1 protein-coding gene is annotated in these 1,783 nt (G+C 49.5%); it reads right to left on the reverse strand.

Features of this window, described 5'->3' with window-relative positions; genetic code table 11:
• The coding region (locus tag ACFTWP_RS41550) for a hypothetical protein (RefSeq protein ID WP_380270376.1) at nt 1–1,232 on the reverse strand (1,232 nt) is incomplete at its 3' end.
• Nucleotides 1,233–1,783: the final 551 nt, after the last annotated feature.

Below are 1,783 nucleotides of genomic sequence, written 5' to 3' on the forward strand. Positions count from 1 at the left end.
CCCAACTGTCCTTCTGAATACAAAATTTGCTTCGCCGCCCCATGCGAGAGTGTCTGGACGTTCATAAAACAAACACAACAATCCGAGAGGAATCGATATTTCCTGATAAAGGGCCGGGTTTGTCTTCCCGATCGTGGAAACTCGTCATCCTCATCGCCGCAAGAATCATCGTACATATTTTCTGCGTCGAGAACCCTATAAATTTCCTGTTTCTCCCACTTTTCCGATCCATCGTCAACAAACTCAATACCACCTTGCGTCTGGTAGCCAAAGTTTTCGGAGAGTTCAGGATCATTTCCCAGCACTGACGACGTCTTGGCATATATGAATATAAGCGGGGATGTGCCCCCCTCCACCTGTGGAACGTAGACGACTAAGTGGGAGAATTGAAACGCATACCGAACTTGAATATCCGCCGCGTACAGTTCAATGACGCCTTCACGATCAAGCTTCGATACCTGCATCTCGCCGGAACAATGAAGGTTGATCATGTCGGCGCCATAAGTTATTCCATCACCTTGCATGTTTGACAGAATAGAATACGCCTTTGCAGCGTCGTTAGTGGCAAAAACGCCTGGCGCGGTGACGGACTTAATGTTGTTTTCTCGCAGTGAACGTATTAGTCGCTCAATTACGGCGGACTTCGTTGCGTTGGGATGCTCTCCATATACTTTCTTGAACAAGCGGAACGCACGATCTAGCTCGCTACGGCCTTGCCCCTGCACATAAGCATCGCCTATCGTTGGACTAAAAAAGTCATCGAGCCGCGGCATCAATCGAGCGAGAACACCAGACACTTCCTGCTCGTTCTGAAGGATCGCAGCGTGCGTGATACTGTTCCGCCACTTTTCAACTTTCAACAAATCTTTGCGTAATTTCTCCGAGATTTCCAACCCGCAAATGTCATTCAGGCGATCAATGGATTCTTTGAACGTGACAGTGTGGACATCGTCGTTATCGTATAGGTGCTCAATATCACCGGCACGACGCTTAGCGTACGCGGCGCGCAGTTTTTGGTTGATCTCTGAAAATAGCAGGATTTCGTTCCGTGAACTCAGCAAATATTTTAGAAGTATCTCGATGCCATGCTGCATGCTGAGGATGGCATCCTTCAGTTTGAAAAAACGCTGAACCTCCTCCGCCCCTGCTTCGCGCAAATCCTCATATTCTTTAAGAAACGAGTAGGCCTTTCTGAGAGAGTCGAGGCCGTTATCAATCAAGGATATTTTCATGAACTGTTACCGTTTGCTTCAACAGGCAGGAATCAACCGAACGACGTGGCTTACCTAGGCGTGGGTTGATGCGCACTATAGCAGAGGGCAGTCGTCAATCCTTATGCACGCTGATGCTCAGTCAGGCGACGGGGTTAAGGAGCAGACATCGATGCCGCGAGATTTCGCTTTGGCTCTACGGTGGAGCGCTTGTTACTACGTGCCCAGATAGCTCAGAGCGGCCGTTACGTTGCGCATAGCCGACGCCCTAACGTGTAGGGCGGCGTATGGGCGAACGTCTGTAGTTGGCTGCAGATTCAACCCGTCGATGCAACGAATTGATGAAAGCGCTCCGCCGGTGTATCGAAGTCTAGCGTCTTTCGAGGACGCGTCATCGCTCGATGCCTGCATTGAGACGTTGCTAGTACAGAAAAGAATTGTATTACTTGTTAGTTCGATCCGAATGACGGCAATGACGCACCGTAGCTGACCTATTGCAGGTAATTTTTGTCGATCGCCCAGTTGGCTGTCACTGTACCTCGTACTTGTAGCTGTTGCCATAACGTCCCATC

The organism is Kitasatospora sp. NPDC057015 (genome assembly GCF_042673745.1).
Classification (GTDB): Bacteria; Actinomycetota; Actinomycetes; order Streptomycetales; family Streptomycetaceae; genus Kitasatospora.